This is a genomic window from Halanaerobacter jeridensis (genome assembly GCF_016908315.1).
In the GTDB taxonomy this organism is placed as follows: Bacteria; Bacillota; Halanaerobiia; order Halobacteroidales; family Halobacteroidaceae; genus Halanaerobacter; species Halanaerobacter jeridensis.
Window position 1 is genome coordinate 131,189 of sequence record NZ_JAFBDQ010000006.1, and the last position, 17,535, is coordinate 148,723.

Genomic DNA, 17,535 nt, shown 5'->3' on the forward strand with positions numbered 1-17,535 from the left:
TCATTATTATCTAATTATATTATACAACTAAGAGGCGAATATATATGTGTTAGAGCATACTAAATATTACCTTTGTTCAAATCTTCCTTCACGAATAAACTTTTGAATTAACTTTTTAGAAACCCCTGTTTTTTGATGTAATTCATTTAAGTCAGCACCTGGATTAGACCATAAATAATCACGGACCTTCACGAATTCTTTTCTCTCTTCTTTAAAACATTGGGGACATAGATTGCGATTGTTACTACTATTATTATCGGCAAATAAAATCCCACATTTCTTACATTTCTTTAATGACATATAATCCCCCCAAAAGATATTAAAAAATAATCAGGATAAATTATTTATAATAAAGAATTATTCTAATATATTATAATAACATTATATTAATATAAATAATGTATAGTCAAACACAAAATATACAATAATTTTGATAATTTAAAAAGAACTATTTACATTATATTATATTTTACTGATAGTTTAAAGATATTATGTAGTTATTAAAGAAAATTAAAAATTGCAATCTTCTCTTAAATTAGATACAATTAAGTTTGCAATTGTTAAAAAGTCCATAACAATCATTATATTTTGAATAAAGAAAGGGATTTAATCTATGAATTATTTTAAGCAACCAGAACTTTTATCTCCAGTAGGAAATTGGGAAAGTTTATATGCTGCAGTCCAAAATGGATGTGATGCTATTTATGTTGGTGGTACTGATTTTAATGCCCGTAATCGTGCCGATAATTTCTCAACTGCAGAATTAAAAGAAGTTATTGAATATGCACATTTAAGGGGAGTAAAAGTCTATATTACAGCCAATATTCTCTATAAAGAAGGGGAAATGAAAGAAGTTTTAGAATTCATAAGTCAAGTCTATGATTATGGTGCTGATGCAATAATAGTACAGGATTTAGGAATAGCAAAATTGATCCATCAGTATTTCCCTGATATAGAGTTACATGCTAGTACTCAAATGAATATTCATAATGTCAAGGGGGCGCAATTATTAGAAGAACTAGGATTCGATAGGGTTATTTTGGCCCGGGAACTTAACTTAGAAGAAATTAAAGAAATTAATCAACAGACTGATTTAAAAGTAGAAACTTTTGTTCATGGAGCACTATGTATTTCTTATTCCGGTCAATGCTTAATGAGTAGTTTAATTGGCGGGCGCAGTGGCAATAGGGGACGCTGTGCACAACCATGCCGTATGCCTTATACTTTAATAGATCGTGATAGTGGAGAAGTAATTGCTGAAGAGTTTAAAAAAGATCATTTATTAAGTCCTAAAGATATTAATACTTTAGAGATACTTCCTGACTTAATTGAAGCTGGTATTGATTCCTTTAAGATAGAAGGGCGGATGAAAAGGCCAGAGTATACTGCATTAGTAACTAAGATGTATCGTAAGTATATTGATCAGTTTAGTCATGATAGAGATGATTATCAAGTCAGTACTGCAGACCAGAGAAAGTTGGCCCAAATCTTTAATCGTAATGGCTTTATTCCTGGTTACTATCAAGGACAAGAAGAGTTAGATCTAATTAGCTATCAACGTCCTAAAAATTGGGGGATTAAAATTGGAGAGGTAGTTGATTATACCCCTCAAACAAAGGAGTGCCACATAAAATTAGAAAGAGAAGTTAATCCAGGCGATGGAATTGAAATTTGGAATCCCCAGGAAGATAATATCGGTTTAAAGTTATCTGAGTTTGAGTCTAATGAAGAAAATATGATTACAATAGAAGTAAAACGTAGTGTCCAACAGGGAGCTGCAGTTTATAAAACATCTGATGAAGAATTGTTATCTGAATTAGCAGAAAGTTATCAACAACCTAATACATTACGAAAGCTAGAAGTTTATGCTAAAGTAACTGCTAAAATAAACCAAGCTTTAAAGATTGATTTATGGGACCAAGATGGTTACTTTGTAACTGCAGAATTAGATTTTATAGTAGAAGAAGCTAAAAATCAACCTGTTAGAAATAAAGAGATAGAAGAACAATTAGAGAAATTAGGTAATACCCCGTATACATTAGCGCAGCTGAATTTAGATAGCGATAATGATATATTCATTCCTATTTCAAAATTAAATCAATTACGCCGAGAAACTGTAGAAATGTTAAATCAAGAGAGAATTAAAGGTTATAAACCAACGCAAAGACGCAATAAGTATCAAGAAGGGGAGTTAAAAAGATCAAATAATAAAACTCAAACTTCTCAGATTAAACTAAATGCAGCAGTTAATAATCTGGAACAATTAGAAGTTTTATTGCAAATGAATGTAAACCGTGTTTATTATCCGCTGCGTAATTTAGATTTGGCCCAAGTTGAAAAAATAATAAGTAATAAGGGAGATACAGAAGTATTTCTAAAGTTGCCAAGAATAGCTAATCAAGAGGAATTAAATGAGTTTGGAACGAAGGTTAAAGAACTAGAAAATAGTAACTTAGATGGTTATTTGATTTCTCAATTAGGGGAAATAGAATTAGTAGCAGACACGAATAAAGCTTTGGCAGCAGATTTCCCACTTAATATATTCAACAGTTATAGTTTAGAATGGCTAGAGGAATTAGGGTTTAGAAATGCTACTGTTTCACCTGAACTGACTTTAAATGAGATTGAAACTATAACTAGCTCGCAAGAATTAAATAAAGAAATAATAGTTTATGGTTATTTAGCAATGATGGTTAGTAAATATTGTCCAATAGGTGCAGTTGAGAGAAAGTTCGATTTTTCACAAAGTTGTAGTGTTGATTGCCAAAATCGCAATTATGGATTATTAGATCGTAAAGGAATGGTTGAAGCAGTTGAAACAGATCCTAAAAATTGTCATTCAATCATTTATAATAGTCAGCCATTGCATCTATTAAATTATCTTAAAGAAATTAAGAACTCTAACTGTGATAGTTTACGTTTGAATTTCACGATTGAAGAAAAAGAAGAAATTGAAGAAATTATTGAAAATTATCAATATAAATTAAAAAATCCACAGCAAAAAGTTTCTTCTGCAATTCAAGATTATACTACCGGACATTTTTTCCGTGGAGTTAAGTAATCAATAAAGACAGTGTTAAAAATTACTTTTATAAGGTAAAAAGAGGTAAAATAACAAGACGTCCATATCGTTTCGCCGATGTATATTACTACAGTTTAAAATATACTCGGACGATATGAGCGTCTTGTTTTACAATTATTTCAATCAGTGTTTTGGGGTATTTTTTTGAATTTTATTATAATTTTCACAGAATAAGGTATTATTAAATGAAACTTTATATATTTTATTGAATTTAACTTAATTGTATTTAGTGTGAAATATTTTTATTAGATGTGAGATAGATATTGATTAATAATTAAAAAAATAAAGCTAGACTCAAAATTGCTATATTTTTGTTTATTAAACCAGGTTTTTTGCTCTGGTTATTAATTTTAACCCCTTTATTTCGCAAAACATATCTTTTGCGAAATAATATAAAGATATCAGACTGTCAATTAAATCTATTTCTTTACCTCTTTCTAATCTATTCTGGATGATTTTAAAGCCTTCTTCTGATGTACTGGCAAGATCTACATTTTTGTAACCCATCTGTTTTAGTATATCAGCTAATAGCACTCGGATTGTGCGTTGGTCGTCGATGATTAATATATTGATTGGTTTCACCTTCTTTTTTATTATATTTTGCTAAAGAATTTGCAATTATATATGCTTCTTAATATAATTTTAATATAATATGATTAACTTATCAATGTAAGGAGGAAATTAAAATTGCAATCATTAACATATAAAACTGCTGTAAAGAGTTTTTCTAAATATTTAATTGCAGAGCGTGGTTATTCAGAATTAACTGCGCAGGAATATAAATATGATCTTAATTTATTTGCTACATACCTAGAAGAAGAATTTGATAAAGAGATTGAAAATACTACAGTTGATGAAATAAATCAGTTCCATTTAAGTAGTTTTTTAAATGACTTAGTTTTAATCCAAGATAATTCTCCTAGTACTAGAAACCGGAAACTCTATAGTATTAGATCTTTCTTTAAGTTTTTAATGAAAAAAGATATTCTAAATGATGATCCTTCAAATTTAATTGATGCTACTAAAACTAGTACAAAATCAGAACCAATCTATTTAAGAGAGAAAGAAATTAATTCCTTTCTCCAAGCGATTAAAAATTATGATTCTAAAAACCAAAGTCGTGACTTAGCAATCACTAAAGTTTTCTTATACTGTGGTTTAAGAATTTCAGAATTAGTCAATTTAGATCTTGAAGATATTAATTATGAAGATAACTCTATTAAGTTTTATGGTAAAGGTAACAAAGAACGCTATGTCCCTTTACATCAAGAAGCTTTACAGGCAATTGATAAATATTTACCGGACCGGAATCAAATTACTCCTAATGATAAAGATGCCGAAAAAGCCCTCTTTCTTTCTAATCGTGGGAATCGTATTTCACAGCGGACGATTCAAATTATGGTTAAAAAATATGCTAAAAAATCGGGAATTAAGAATCCTGACCGAATTACGCCCCATAAGTTACGTCACTCTTTTGCAACAATGGTCTATAAAACAACTAAAGATTTGCGTATAATTCAGGAACTATTAGGTCATAGTAATATTTCTACAACTCAAATTTATACTCACACTGATAAAGAACAGCGCAAAGATGCTGTTAATCAACTACCTGATTTTTAAATTCAAGTGTATAAAATCAGATATAAATGCAAAAAATATACTTGAATCAACTCAGGAGGTGGATTTTTTGGCCAACAACCATCAGCTCGAAGTTAAATGCAACGTTAACAACTGCACTTACTGGCAGCAGGGAAACATTTGCACTGCTGACCAAATTCAAGTTAGTAGCACTGATTGTGGTGAGGATATGGAAATGGGAAGTTTTGAAGAGCCTGCTACTTCTGCTAGTTCTCATCAAACTCAATGTGTTTCTTTCCGCCCTAATAAAAACAAGTCTAAATAAACTTTTAAACAAAAAACAAGCCAAAATTTTTGGTTTGTTTTTTGTTTATTCTATCTAGGGTATGAATTTATTCTGGCTCTGATAAAGATTAAAACTCCAAGTATCAGCAAAAAAATACTGACAACTTGCGAAGGAGACAAATTTAAAATTTTGATAACTACTCCCCTGTTATCCCCCCTAAAATTCTCTATAATGAATCTAAAAATACTATAAGAAATAAGATAGATTGCAATTCTTTTTTTTAAAAGAAATAGTCTTAATTAAAATAAAGAACAAAATAAATAAAAATAATGCCTCATATAATTGCGTGGGATGGACAGCAGTTCTAACACCATACTCTAAACTTGCTAGATTATTTTCTGGGAAAATAACCCCTAAAGGAGAAACAGTTGGCTTACCATAGCAGCATCCACCTAAAAAACAGCCCACTCTTCCCAAAGCATGACCTATGACTAATGATGGAATTAGTAAATTAAGTGTTTTAAATATCAATAAATCAGAACTAGCTAACAAAACTACCAATATAACTCCTCCAAAAAGCAATCCCCCATAAAAAGTAAAACCAGCTGCAAATAAAGATTCGATCTCTCCCCTATGAACAAAGTAATCAAATAAACGAGCTCCAATTACAGCAAATAATAAAGCTATAATAATATATAACTTAATATTTTTTCTAGAATTATAATTAATAGCATTGCTTTCAAACTCTTTTTCCAAATAAATAAATCCACATATTAAAGCAAGGCCCCACATTATATTGTAAGTAGAAATAATAAAATCATCAGCAATTATAATATTTTGCAGCATCTTCACACCTCTTTTACTTAAAAATAGCAAACTGAGGCAGTTTTTAGACTACCTCAGTTAAAGATTAGGCTTCCAATATTTTAGTTTCTTGAATAATAGATAATACTCCACCAATCAAAAATAAAATTACAATTACTAATCCGAGAAGCCAACTTCCGTATATTATACTTAAAAAATAAACTAAAGCTGAAATAATCATTGTAATACCAGCTTTCTTAGGATATTCTCTTGATAATATACCAGCTACCATTCCAGCTATTGGAGCTAGAAAAAACATTAGAGATAGTGGGTTTAACATGACCTCTAACAAACTAGCACTATTTGCATTATTAGCTCAAACAAACATTCCAGCACAAACACATGAACATAAAGCTCCAGGTAATCCCAGAACTCCGCCTATAACCCCTAAAATCATTGGTGCATTTGATGTCCCTCTTTTTTTAGACATTTTTCCACTCCTTAAAATAATCTTACATAGATATAATTAAATATAATAATTATATCTCCTGCAAAAAAATGATAATTTTAAATATTTTATTTTGCTGCCTAGAGGGACATCTAAAATATCTGACTTACTTTTCTTCTTCGCTTGGATTAAAAAAGTCTTTGATTTGTTGAGTGAATTCCCCACTTGTTATTTTTACTTTTAATTCTGTTAATAATTTAGTGAAATCTCTTTTTATTTGCTTCCATTCTTCTTGAGACATTAAATCATCAGTTGCCATTTTAGTGGCTTGGGCAAGGTCATTAACTCCTTCTTTCATTAACTGCTTAGCCTTATCCAGTTTATCTTTTTCCAACATATTTTTAGCTTCAGCTAATCTTTCATAACCATGTTTCAACTTTAACTTAGCCTTTTCTTCATCAGAAGCTAAAAACAGATCAATTTTTTCTTTAGCTTTATCTAAAAAATAAAACTTAGAGTCAGCTTCTATACCACTCCCTTTTTCTTTGGCACTCCCCTCTTCTGCTGCTAAAATGCTCGGGGCCAAAAGCATAAGCAATAACCCAACTATAATAATTTTCTTCATATTTAATTAAATCCTGCTTATAAAAACCTATGCAAAACTATACATAGACCACAATCATACAGGATTAGATCGTGTTAGGTATAATCGCTTGATTATAATCTTCCCTACTGCCCTTAATATCTAAAATATCAAGGTACTAGAAAGATACAGGTGTTACCTGTCCCTAAATTTACATTCTAGGCAAAGTCCTTTCTCTACGTGGTGTTTTGCCCTATATAAGCTATTTGAAAATTGATTCTTTTTATCAGGTTATAATTATTAAGCAATTGCCAACAACCTTTTCCTGTATCTAGAATATGCATAATCTTTGCTATAAGCAGGATTTTCACCACCTTCCTTTTTAATATTTGGGATTGATTTTTTATAGCTTTTAAAATATTTCATTATATCACCTCCTAAGTATAGGATGCCCTATATTTAGGTAATAAATTAAAAAAGGTTTTACCTTGATTTGAATAATTTTACATTACTATTTTGCAACTGCTTCAACCTCCTTACTAAAGTTATAAATTAATTTTAGCCTTATTCATACTTGATTATATCATACTTTGATTCTAAATACATACTTCCCCCTTAGCTTGCTTTATTATTAGCTACTAGTCCTTCACTATTTTAAATAAAATGATTATAATTTATCACTACTTAAACTATATATTAAATAAATAGTGAGCAATAATTAGGGTCAATCCATCTCGCTAGTAAGATAGATTTGATTAAGTAAATTACTAAAAAGAAGGAGTTGATTAACATAAAGAGTCAATCATTAATTAAAGGAACAGTCATTTTAATGGTTGCAGGTATAATCACTAAAATATTAGGTTTTGGTTTACGTATGTATTTAGTTCGAGTTATAGGAGATGAAGGTTTAGGATTATTTCAAATGGTCTTTCCTATCTTTGTTACTGCTTCTATTATTATGACTGTAGGTTTACCGATTGCTGTATCTAAGTTTGTTGCTCGTAATACTTCAAAAGAAGAATATAATAAAGCTTTACAGGTCTTTGAACTTTCGCTTATAACTGTTTTATTTAGTAGCCTAATAATTACTTTCATCTTTATTAAACAAGCAGAATTGATATCAGAAATTCTCTTAGATGATAAACGTACTTATTATATCTTATTAGCTATTAGTCCCGCATTATTTTTTACTGGTTTAGCCTCAATTATACGCGGCTTTTTTCAAGGTTTAAGAATTATGACTCCAACAGCTATTTCTAGAGTTATTGAACAAGTAGCCCGCTTGATAGGAACAATCCTCATTTTATTTAAATTAAGCACAGCAGCTTTAGAATTTAAAGTAACCGGTGTAGCTATAGGGGTTAGTATTGGAGAAATCATTTCTTTTATTATTTTAGTGGCTATTTTCTTTTATTACTTACCTCAGATACAGAATAAAGGATATCAAAAAGTAGACCAAAGTAAATCTCAAATGCTAAAGGAACTTTTGAAATTTGGGATGCCGATTACTTGTGGTAAATTAGTTGCTTCTTTAATGTATACTCTAGAAGCAATTACTATCCCGGGCCAATTACAAGAAGTTGGGTTTAGCACTACCGCAGCTACTTCATTTTATGGGCAACTATCAGGTATGGTTCAACAATTAATTATGTTACCTACAATCTTGACTATTGCCCTTAATTCAAATTTAGTACCAGCAATTTCAGAATCTTTAGCTGCTGATAATCAAGGCAATATTCGCAATCAAGCTCAAAAATCAATTAGATTAACATTTTACTTTGGTCTTTTAGCAGCAGTTATTCTGTGCCTAGTACCTTATCAAATTTGTGAAATGCTCTTTGCTTGTCAAGAAGCAGGAACGATTTTAAGAGTTTTAGCTAGTGCTGCCATATTTCTTTATTTAGCACAGATCTTTTCTAGTATTCTCCAAGGTCTGGGCCAACCAACAAAAGTAGTCCGTAATTCAATTATTGCCTTAATAATAGAGCTATTAATCATTCAAGCTATAGTTTACTGTCCCTCCGAATTAGCAATTCCTATTATCTGTGGAGCTATTGGATTACGTTTTATTATTACAGCAATTTTAAACTATCTAACTATTAACCGTCAAGTCAAATTAAATTTAGATGTGTATCATTTATTTATTAAACCATTAATAGCAGGTGCATTAGTAATAATTACATTACCATTAATTAATCATTCATTATATACTATGTTTGATAACCGATGGTTTAGTTTATTAACTGCAATGCTAATGAGTAGCTTAATATACTTAGTGGTGTTAATTATTACTGGGGGAATTAGCAAAAAAGATTGGCAACAGCTAGTAAAAAAATGAGCGCAGGATATTTTATCAGCTATTGATCATGAATAGCGAAACATAAACTAAAACTAAAATAACTTGGCCCTTATAATTAAAGTGACTAATTACAACCATCATTTCAGGGCCAAGTTTAAATGTTTTACCTTATATTTTAACTGAAAGTTGAGAATTTAGAACTGATAGCTAACTCAATCCCGCAATCTTAGCTAACTCTTCTTCGTTATAGCCATCATTTTTTAATTCTTCTTTTACTTGAGCTGGATCTTTAATATAAGAAACAATCACTTTAGAGTCTCCCTTTAATTCATAACTGCCTAAGTCAGCTGGAATTAAAGCAGTTTCTCCTGCAGTTAACTCTGTACTTCCATCTTTATAATTGATAGTGACACTACCTTCTAAGCCCATTAATACATAAAAACGTTCGCCATTAGCTTGGCCCTGATATGTAGTGGTAATATCTAAAGTCTCAGTAGTAAAATAAGGACAAGCTACTTGAATTTCACGAGTATAGCCTTCTTTTTCTATAGTTAAACCTTCTACTTTATCACGTGGTTCAGAGCCAAAGTCAATTACATCTAAAGCTGATTCTATATGTAAATCACGTGGTTTACCATCATCTCCTACTCGATTCCAATCATAAACACGATAAGTAGTGTCAGAATTCTGTTGAATTTCAGCAATTAAGACTCCTCCTAAAGTAGAATGCACTGTACCTGAAGGAATAAAGACTACATCTCCTGCTTCCACACTTAGTTCTTCTAAATGTTGACGTAACTCCCCTGCTTCAATAGCTGCAGCAAATTCATCTCTATTTACTTCTTTATCAATACCATAGATTAACTTAGCGTCCTCTTCAGCATCCATGATATACCACATTTCCGTCTTACCTAATTCTCCTGCTGCATGTTCTTGAGCGTATTGATCATCAGGATGTACCTGCACTGATAATTTATCATTAATATCTAAGAATTTAATTAAGAGTGGGAATTTGTCGAAGGCCTCTACAGAGATAGCAGTTCCTAATAGATTTTTCCCCTCTTTAGCAACTACCTCCATTAGTTCTTGGCCCTGATATTGGCCATTAGCAATAGTACTACTGCCGTGCTCATGAGCAGCTAACTCCCAGCTTTCACCTACATTCCCTTCTGGAATTTGGCGGTTGAATTTAGTGGCTAATTTTCTCCCACCCCAGATTTTCTTCTTATAAACAGCTTTAAACTTTAGCACTTCCATTCTATCATCCCTTCTAAAATTATTATTGAGATATTATTTACATTAAAAAGTTTAGATAAATAATAGTATGATACAACTTGTAATTAAGATCGGTAGAGAAACTAATATTAACTCCAAACTACTATTCAATCTATTAGGATTTTGCTTTGTTTCATCCTGATTCTTTTTCTTAGGTTTTTTAAATACAAACTGCTCTTTAAATAATATCAAAATTGACAAGGAAAGTAAAATTAGGAATTCTACAAATAAAATGTTACTAATCCGAATTATTTTAAATTGTTGATTACTGAATAAGGGAATAATTCCTGTAATTAAGCTAGTTATTATAGTAATTACAAGTCCAGTTATTAATAAAGTTTTAATTCTTTCTTTCATTGCTTAACACCTCAAGTCTAATATTCTTCTGGTATGATTATGACACAAATAATATAGGCTAAAAGACCAAAACCAGCTCCAAAGAATAAAAATACCCAAATTAAGCGCACTAGAGTCGGATCAATATCAAAATAGTGTCCTATTCCTGCACATACTCCAGCAATCATTCGATCATCTTTAGCACGATAAAGACGTTTTCTCATCTATTTTCACTCCTTATTAATAATAGTCTATTATTTTATTATTCACGAAAAACAGATTAGTTCCTACCTTAAATCTTAATTTGTAATAAATTTTATTTATTTATACTTGAAAGATAATAGGCGTTCATAAAAAAATTGCTGAACACTGATTAGTTATAGCTTACAGCTAAATGATGCCAACACATTTATTAAAAAATCAATCACATTTAAGCTTTAATTTAATACTATATACCAAAGGTGAATTATAACACTAGTTCCAAATCTGATCCCTTCTAAATAATATAATATATAATCTGCTTTAATTTAATAGAAAGGAGTATCACAATGAAGTTAATATTATTGATTAATTTCATTAATGAGTTACTTAATATGACTGAAGAAGATTTAAAAAGACTCCATCATTATTTAGAGGGCTTATTAAATTTAAATCAAAGAGAGGAGGTAGAACTGCTAATGAATGAAGAAAATGAAAAAAATATAATTTTGCCCGAAATTAATGAAGATAAAATAGATTATAAGGAAGAAGAAATTAATGAAGATGAAGCAACTGAAGAAGAAATTACAACAATAAATAATGCAACCCCAAAATTAATTGATGAGTTAGCTGAAGTAAAAGAAGAATTAATAAATTTTAAAGATCTATTAAACGAATATCAAAACCTAGAACCTTTGCAAACTGGTTCTTTTAATTTAGAAATAACCAAAAATTTTTTGAAAGGAGGTGACAATAAAATGACTGAAGAAATAGAAGATTGTGGTTGTGTAGAATCACAAGCATTTGGTGATCCCGGATGTTGTGGTTGTGAAGTTCCAGTAATAGAATATCCACAAACAATAGAGATTGATGATGAAATAGAATTTTGTTGTGTGAGCTGTGTTCCCGAAAACTTTTTTGATGAAGAGCAATTAGGAGCAGATGATATTGGACTCCCAGAAATTAATTATCAGTTAAATAAAGTAGATTGCTGTGTAGAACAACGAGACGTTATCGATGAATTTGAATGCGAAAAAAGAGTCTGTATCGGAAAAGCAGTGGGATGTATAGAATTAGGATTAATTGCTTTTCCCCTTGCTAATAATCAAAAAATACCGAGACCAGATGGTTCAGGTAATGTAGTTGTTTGCTGTAATACTTGTATTTGTATTAATAATATTATTTCTGCTATCTGCGAAGATCAAGCAGAATGTCCATGTGATGATCTACAAGTTGAAATTACTGATCTTAGTGTTGTAGACACACCTTGTGGCGAAAATGCAAGAGAAGTCTTATTTACTGGTACAGTTACACTAAGCACTCCTTAATATATTTAAATTATAATCCCTCCTATACCAAGTATTTCATAGGAGGGATTATATTATTCACTACTATTTTAATGCTGTAAAGGCATTTTCTAAATCATCAATAATATCATCTACATTTTCAATTCCTACTGACAGTCTAATTAGATTATCAGTAATTCCTGCCTCTTCTTGTTCTTCTTTAGATAACTGTTCATGAGTTGTTGATGCAGGATGAATAATTAAGGTTCTAGTATCACCTATATTAGCTAACAAGGAACATAATTCCACATTGTTAATTAGTTCTTTTCCTGCTTCAAAACCACCTTTGATGCCAAAGCAAATCATACCTCCAAAATGCTTTTGTTGTTTCTTAGCTAATTCGTGCTGCGGGTGACTCTCTAAACCAGGATATTTAACCCATTCTACCTGTGGCTGTTCTTCTAACCACTGAGCTACTCTTAAAGCATTATCAGAGTGTTTTTCCATCCTTAAAGATAATGTTTCTAAACCTTGAATAAATAACCAAGAATTAAATGGACTTTGACTTGGGCCAAGGTCACGATATCCTTCGGTTCTTGCTTTAAGTAAAAACTCTTCTGGGCCAACTATAATCCCACCAATTGAACTACCATGCCCGCCAATATATTTAGTCGTAGAGTGAAGAACTATATCTGCACCAAACTCAATTGGGTTAGATAGATAAGGTGAGTTAAATGTATTGTCTACAACTAGTTTAAGATCATATTGATGAGCAATTTCAGCTACCTGCTCAATATCTACTACATCTAAAGTTGGGTTACCTGGTGATTCTAAATATAAAAATTTAGTTTCTTCAGTAATAGCCTCCTCCCAAGCTTGAGCATCATTAGGTTCAACAAAAGTAGTTTCTATTCCATATTTAGGTAACGATTCAGCAAAGAGATGATAAGTGCCTCCATACACATATTTTGAAGAAACTATCTCACCTGGACCATCAGCTAAAGTTACTGCAGTTAAATGAATCGCCGACATTCCAGAAGAAGTAGCTAATCCTGCCTCTGCTCCTTCTAATTTAGCTACTCGCTGTTCTAAAACATCATTAGTTGGATTTCCAATGCGCGTATAAATATTCCCTTCCTCTTCTAAGGCAAATAGGTCAGCTGCATGATCAGCATCATCAAAAACATAAGAAGTACTTTGATAAATCGGTACTGCTCTGGAATTATTGCTATCATCTTTCGGTTCATAACCAGCATGTAAGGCTAAGGTTTCAAAATTATACTCTTCTTCTCTTGTACTCATTTTTATCACTCCTAAATTTTATTTATTGTTCTTATCAAAAATAAAAAAACCTCTTCTGATAAGAAGAGGTTACAGGAAATCACTCTTCTTATCTTTCAATGTTCTTGATTGAACATTGCAGGAATTGGCACCGCATAGTTTCAAAGACTATCGGTTGCCGGGCTTCGTTGGGCCAGTCCCTCCACCACTCTCGATAAGAACAATTTTTAATTGTTAGTTAAAATCATAACATAGATTTTTAAATCTTGCAAGATTTAATTTAATTGTTCATGTCTTTTTTTAATTGGGCCAATTCATCTTCTATAGATTGATTATCGCTATCTGCTTCAAGTTTTTCGAATTTAGATTCCAAATCAGCTTCAGTTTCTTCGGCGTAGATTTCATCACTAGCTTCTGCTTCAGCTTGCAGTCCATCAACTTTATCTTCTAATTCCTCTAATTCACTAAAGGCATTAGTCTCATCAATCCCACTTAATGAATTATTAATCTCTTTAGTTGCTTGAGCAGTCTTAGCTTCAGCAATTAATTCTTCTTGTTTGTCTTTAGCTTGATCTAGTTTTTCTTTCAACTCCTTCATCTTAGCTTTATGACTTTCAACTGCAGCTTTTCTTTCTTCTAATTGTTTTTGATACTTTTGAGCTAATCTAAGCTGATCTTGTTTTTTCTCCAATGCCTCTTTAGCTAAACCATCTTTATCATTATCGACAGCAGTTTTGGCCCTTTCTTCCCAATGTTTGACTTCACTTTTAGCATTATTATATTTCTTCTCCACCTTTTTCTTAAGTGTAATAGATTGATTAACCGCCTGCTTAACTTGCCTATATTCATCTTCCATCTCCTTAATTGTCTGTCTAACTACTGCTTCAATATTATTCTCTTCTAATTTATCAGCCACCTGATTAGCCTTACCAGCCATTACTTTTTTTATCTTTTTAAAAAAACCCATTTAAATCCCCCCTCTTAAATTTTAATAATTCTCCCATTCTCGATAATATTGACCAATTAAAACAGGTTCAATTAAAGTATTCTCCTGCACTTGATCTTTGAATTTAGCTACATCTTTAGCAAAATGAAATAAAGTAGATAAATTTTCTTCAGTTAAATATTTAGTGTTGACTTTTAAATTAATATTCCCAACTTTGATTTTCCTCCCTTTAAGTGCTAAATTAAAGCCCCAGTCTCCAAAGGAAGGCACATAACAATGATAAGGTTTAACAAAGTTAAAATAAGAATTTTTAATAGTTTGATTGATCGTCCAGAAAGATCGCGGAGCAAAATAACTAGAAGTTGACTGAACTGCTAAACCTCCTTGTGAGTGTAAACGATTATAAGCTAAGTTATAAAAATTAATGGTATATAATTTATTTAAGCTTTCATTATTTGGATCAGGCAAGTCAGAAATAATCACATCATATTTTTCCTTACTTTGCTCTAAAAATTGATATGCATCTTGATTATAAATAGTTACTTTTTTATTTGCTAAGGCATTATCATTAATAGCTAAAAGATACTTGTTATGTTGGGCCAAAGTAGTTACAGCTCGATCTAAATCAACTAAGTCTATCTTTTCTACTTCTGGATATTGCAGCAATTGCTTAACTACTAAGCCATCGCCCCCGCCTAAAACCAAAATCTGATGGTGCTCTTTGACTAAACTCATCACTGGATGCACCAAACTTTCATGGTAACGATATTCATCTTGGGAGGAAAACTGAATATTCCCATTAAGAAACATACGTAAATCCTGATTATCTTTAGTAATTACTATCTTTTGATACTTACTTTGCTGAGAATAAACTACCTTATCTCGGTATAATCTTTGTTCTAAATAGTTCTGAGTCTGCTGAGCTTGAGTAGTTCCATAAGTTAAAGCTAAAATTGCTATTATTAATAAGCTTAGGATTACTTTGGCCCTGTTAAATTGTTCTTGGTATTTAAAATAAATCACAACTGCTACTGCTAAATTTAAAAGCCCCATTAAATAACTTGTCATAATAAAACCTAAATTAGGTAATAAAATAATAGGAAATAAAATTGAGCCAACTAGACCTCCAACATAATCTATAGACATTAGATTTGCTAACACCACTTTTATATCTTCATACCTTCTAACTAACCTTGTTAACAGTGGAATTTCTAAACCAGTCAAAGAGCCAATAATTAAGATTAAAATATACATTACCAATTTATAAGAGTTACTAAGGGCAAAACTAGTAAATAATAAGACAGCAGCAAAACCACCAATCAACCCTAAAGCAATTTCAATTAATATAAACTTAGTCATTAGCTCTTGAGTGATATATTTAGATAATAATGATCCAACCCCCATAGCAGTCATAAACAGACCAATTGTAATTGAAAATTGCCACACACTATTTCCCAATAAATAAGAAGAAATACCTCCAATCACCAACTCATAAACTATACTAGCAATAGCTACAAAAAAAGTACTAAAAATTAACGGTAATACTGTTTTAATATCTTTAACTTTTTCTTCCATTATCTTACTCCTTTATTTACCGAATCCAAACCCACCGCTGCGAGATGGTGGATTACCGATATTTCCATTTCTCATTCTACTTCCCCAATGCGTAGTAATTATATTAGTATGCCTCCGATGAGCGTCATCATGTTCACAAACTTCTATAAGTGAGTTACCATCAGGACTTGGTTTGACAATTACCACTTCATCTTGATAAAGTAATACAGTTTTTCCACTAGGTTCATCAGCTTGGTCATATGGTTTAACTAAAGTAGTAATTTCATCTACTGTCTTATCTACATCCTGTTTTGATTTAAATATTTTTACATCATCATTAATTTTTTCTTTTAAGGTGAAATTATCCTCAATTTCATCTTCTATATCATTATATGAAAAAACCACATAGGAACAACCTATTATTATAGGTACAATTATTAATAGAAATAAAAATACACTTATCTCTTGATTAAAAAATTTCATATTTTTCCTCCTTAGATTTTTATACACTTAAAGTAGTAATCGTTTTTACAACTTGCTTCTCTTTAGTGTAACTATGATAAGTAATCCATTTTAATTCTTCATCAGTATTCATAATTTCAATACTAGTTACAGCATTATCACCTGGAAAGATATAATATAATTTGTTTTCCTCTTCTTGCTGGAGGGAATAATTAAAATCTTGATACTTATTTTGATTCTCAAAATTAATAATCCTTAAAGTGAAATTATATTTAATAGAATCTTCCAGCAGTCTACTATGTTCAAATCCTAAATTGATTTTTAAACCTTTGTTGTACAAAAAATCAAATTTTTCTTCAACCTTCACACAAGCTAAGATTTCAATTAATTTTTTATTAGATAATTCTATTTCTACTAAATGACTGCTTCCAATAATAGAAAAAGAAAATAAATAATCCTGCCAAGTAATAGCTAGAGTATCTAAAACATTTAATTGATGATCGAAATTTTTAGCTGTGAATAATTTATACTCTAAATCAGTTAGAGATTGTTCTTGATAATCTAGTTCACTCATCTTTAATTCTCCTCAACAGGATAAATTTCTAGTAAATTTTCTTCAATACTGCAGCCAATACTTATTTCTAAGGCCGATCCCCATCTTTCTACTGAAATCATTGCTTCTCCTGCTTGATAATCAGCATAATTCATTTTCTGACCTGTTTTAGCTCCTACTTTTCCTTTAGTTCTAATATTAGCCTGCCCTTTTTCAACTAAATTAAAAGTCTCTCCCTCATATTCCACTGCTGCAGGATAGCCTTGAGAAAAACTACTATATAATTGATGGTCAGACGGTAGTTTTTCAAATAATCCTAGCTCCAAACTATCATCATCTTCTACATAGAGCCAGAAACTCTGCTGCTTATCAGCTAAATGATAATCAGACCACTCATAACATCCTTCTTGATATTTAATGGTGCCTAAAATTTTATACTCATTTAAGTCATACTCGACTATATCACCTATTTCTAAATTAAGCACCGTCTTTTTATGATTTGTTGTCTCTTTTTTACTTTTGAACAGATCGAATAAACCCATTTTTTTAAACTCCTTCCTTTTT

General features: G+C 30.9%; 20 protein-coding genes and 1 riboswitch. Of the genes, 5 read left to right on the forward strand and 15 right to left on the reverse strand.

Annotated features, from left to right (window positions below):
• Positions 1 to 66 precede the first annotated feature (66 nt).
• Positions 67 to 300 (reverse strand): hypothetical protein, encoded by a 234-nt coding sequence (locus JOC47_RS07535; protein WP_204701451.1) that lies wholly within the window; start codon positions 298 to 300, stop codon positions 67 to 69.
• 313 nt (positions 301 to 613) lie between these two features.
• Here JOC47_RS07535 and JOC47_RS07540 point away from each other — a divergent pair, with 313 nt between their 5' ends.
• The 3 genes from JOC47_RS07540 (at position 614) to JOC47_RS07550 (ending at position 4,985) form a co-directional block, all read left to right on the forward strand.
• The gene (locus JOC47_RS07540) at positions 614 to 3,061 is read left to right on the forward strand and encodes a U32 family peptidase (protein WP_204701452.1); all 2,448 of its coding nucleotides are present in this window, start codon (positions 614 to 616) and stop codon (positions 3,059 to 3,061) included.
• Between the two features lie 708 nt (positions 3,062 to 3,769).
• The gene (gene xerA, locus JOC47_RS07545; protein WP_204701453.1) at positions 3,770 to 4,702 is read left to right on the forward strand and encodes a site-specific tyrosine recombinase/integron integrase; all 933 of its coding nucleotides are present in this window, start codon (positions 3,770 to 3,772) and stop codon (positions 4,700 to 4,702) included.
• 67 nt (positions 4,703 to 4,769) lie between these two features.
• The gene (locus JOC47_RS07550) at positions 4,770 to 4,985 is read left to right on the forward strand and encodes a DUF1540 domain-containing protein (RefSeq protein ID WP_239550980.1); all 216 of its coding nucleotides are present in this window, start codon (positions 4,770 to 4,772) and stop codon (positions 4,983 to 4,985) included.
• A gap of 50 nt (positions 4,986 to 5,035) precedes the next feature.
• Here JOC47_RS07550 and JOC47_RS15965 read toward each other — a convergent pair whose 3' ends face one another.
• The 5 genes from JOC47_RS15965 to JOC47_RS15690 form a co-directional block, all read right to left on the reverse strand.
• Positions 5,036 to 5,218: a prolipoprotein diacylglyceryl transferase family protein gene (locus JOC47_RS15965; RefSeq protein ID WP_204701532.1), complete on the reverse strand. Its 183-nt coding sequence runs from the start codon at positions 5,216 to 5,218 to the stop codon at positions 5,036 to 5,038.
• Positions 5,193 to 5,792, reverse strand: coding sequence for a prolipoprotein diacylglyceryl transferase (locus tag JOC47_RS07560; protein ID WP_204701455.1), 600 nt, complete (start codon positions 5,790 to 5,792; stop codon positions 5,193 to 5,195). The genes JOC47_RS15965 and JOC47_RS07560 overlap by 26 nt, the downstream gene beginning before the upstream one ends.
• Positions 5,793 to 5,856: 64 nt before the next feature.
• On the reverse strand, positions 5,857 to 6,090 hold the full coding sequence (locus JOC47_RS07565) for a hypothetical protein (RefSeq protein ID WP_204701456.1): 234 nt from the start codon (positions 6,088 to 6,090) through the stop codon (positions 5,857 to 5,859).
• Positions 6,091 to 6,364: 274 nt separating this feature from the next.
• Entirely contained in the window at positions 6,365 to 6,823 is a 459-nt protein-coding gene (locus JOC47_RS07570) for a DUF5667 domain-containing protein (protein WP_204701457.1), read from the reverse strand.
• 258 nt (positions 6,824 to 7,081) lie between these two features.
• Positions 7,082 to 7,207 (reverse strand): hypothetical protein, encoded by a 126-nt coding sequence (locus JOC47_RS15690; protein WP_275579367.1) that lies wholly within the window; start codon positions 7,205 to 7,207, stop codon positions 7,082 to 7,084.
• Between the two features lie 355 nt (positions 7,208 to 7,562).
• Here JOC47_RS15690 and JOC47_RS07575 point away from each other — a divergent pair, with 355 nt between their 5' ends.
• Complete coding sequence (locus JOC47_RS07575; RefSeq protein ID WP_239550981.1) at positions 7,563 to 9,119, forward strand: putative polysaccharide biosynthesis protein; 1,557 nt, start codon at positions 7,563 to 7,565, stop codon at positions 9,117 to 9,119.
• Between the two features lie 168 nt (positions 9,120 to 9,287).
• Here the strand turns inward: JOC47_RS07575 and JOC47_RS07580 are convergent, their stop codons facing one another.
• From JOC47_RS07580 to JOC47_RS07590, 3 genes are read right to left on the reverse strand one after another with little or no spacing between them, the layout of a single operon-like run.
• Complete coding sequence (locus JOC47_RS07580) at positions 9,288 to 10,337, reverse strand: type I phosphomannose isomerase catalytic subunit (protein WP_204701458.1); 1,050 nt, start codon at positions 10,335 to 10,337, stop codon at positions 9,288 to 9,290.
• A 51-nt stretch (positions 10,338 to 10,388) separates the two neighbouring features.
• The gene (locus tag JOC47_RS07585; RefSeq protein ID WP_204701459.1) at positions 10,389 to 10,712 is read right to left on the reverse strand and encodes a hypothetical protein; all 324 of its coding nucleotides are present in this window, start codon (positions 10,710 to 10,712) and stop codon (positions 10,389 to 10,391) included.
• 17 nt (positions 10,713 to 10,729) lie between these two features.
• Positions 10,730 to 10,915 (reverse strand): PspC domain-containing protein, encoded by a 186-nt coding sequence (locus JOC47_RS07590; RefSeq protein WP_204701460.1) that lies wholly within the window; start codon positions 10,913 to 10,915, stop codon positions 10,730 to 10,732.
• 324 nt (positions 10,916 to 11,239) lie between these two features.
• Here JOC47_RS07590 and JOC47_RS07595 point away from each other — a divergent pair, with 324 nt between their 5' ends.
• Positions 11,240 to 12,217, forward strand: coding sequence for a hypothetical protein (locus JOC47_RS07595; RefSeq protein ID WP_204701461.1), 978 nt, complete (start codon positions 11,240 to 11,242; stop codon positions 12,215 to 12,217).
• A gap of 63 nt (positions 12,218 to 12,280) precedes the next feature.
• Here the strand turns inward: JOC47_RS07595 and JOC47_RS07600 are convergent, their stop codons facing one another.
• From JOC47_RS07600 to JOC47_RS07625, 6 genes are all read right to left on the reverse strand, one after another.
• Positions 12,281 to 13,477: an O-acetylhomoserine aminocarboxypropyltransferase/cysteine synthase family protein gene (locus JOC47_RS07600; RefSeq protein WP_204701462.1), complete on the reverse strand. Its 1,197-nt coding sequence runs from the start codon at positions 13,475 to 13,477 to the stop codon at positions 12,281 to 12,283.
• 85 nt (positions 13,478 to 13,562) lie between these two features.
• Positions 13,563 to 13,677: riboswitch (SAM riboswitch) on the reverse strand.
• 59 nt (positions 13,678 to 13,736) lie between these two features.
• The gene (locus JOC47_RS07605; protein ID WP_204701463.1) at positions 13,737 to 14,423 is read right to left on the reverse strand and encodes a PspA/IM30 family protein; all 687 of its coding nucleotides are present in this window, start codon (positions 14,421 to 14,423) and stop codon (positions 13,737 to 13,739) included.
• Positions 14,424 to 14,444: 21 nt separating this feature from the next.
• On the reverse strand, positions 14,445 to 15,977 hold the full coding sequence (locus tag JOC47_RS07610) for a polyamine aminopropyltransferase (protein WP_239550982.1): 1,533 nt from the start codon (positions 15,975 to 15,977) through the stop codon (positions 14,445 to 14,447).
• Positions 15,978 to 15,989: 12 nt separating this feature from the next.
• Positions 15,990 to 16,439 (reverse strand): DUF4247 domain-containing protein, encoded by a 450-nt coding sequence (locus JOC47_RS07615; RefSeq protein WP_204701464.1) that lies wholly within the window; start codon positions 16,437 to 16,439, stop codon positions 15,990 to 15,992.
• A 19-nt stretch (positions 16,440 to 16,458) separates the two neighbouring features.
• Entirely contained in the window at positions 16,459 to 16,992 is a 534-nt protein-coding gene (locus JOC47_RS07620; protein WP_204701465.1) for a DUF2617 family protein, read from the reverse strand.
• Between the two features lie 2 nt (positions 16,993 to 16,994).
• On the reverse strand, positions 16,995 to 17,513 hold the full coding sequence (locus JOC47_RS07625) for a DUF4178 domain-containing protein (protein ID WP_204701466.1): 519 nt from the start codon (positions 17,511 to 17,513) through the stop codon (positions 16,995 to 16,997).
• Positions 17,514 to 17,535: the final 22 nt, after the last annotated feature.